At 47.5% G+C, this 284-nt stretch carries 1 protein-coding gene; it reads right to left on the bottom strand.

Annotation, left to right across the window (positions count from 1 at the left end; all coding sequences use genetic code 11):
- A partial coding sequence (locus KDM89_RS21960; protein WP_212689869.1) for an EAL domain-containing protein occupies nucleotides 1-284 on the bottom strand: 284 nt, incomplete at both ends.

The raw sequence follows: 284 nt of genomic DNA, 5'->3' as shown, positions 1-284 counted from the left end.
AATAAATACCCCTGCACTTCATCACAGGCATGCTGTCGCAGGAAAGCAAGCTGCTCCGGTGTTTCTACTCCCTCGGCGATGGTCATCAGCCCCAGGTTGCGCGCCATGCTGATGACGGCACTGACTATCGCTTTATCTTCCGGATCGCTGGTAATGTCACGCACAAAGGACTGGTCTATTTTTAACTTATATACTTTGAATTGCTTTAAATAGCTGAGCGACGAATAACCCGTGCCAAAATCGTCAATCGACATACGTACGCCCTGTTCATGTAACTGATTCAT

Origin of the sequence: Cognatundibacterium luofuense (assembly GCF_018139685.1) — a bacterium.
Classification (GTDB): domain Bacteria; phylum Pseudomonadota; class Gammaproteobacteria; order Burkholderiales; family Burkholderiaceae_D; genus Undibacterium; species Undibacterium luofuense.
Note: the sequence above shows the minus strand (reverse complement) of the source record. Positions and strands in the feature narration are given on the sequence as shown.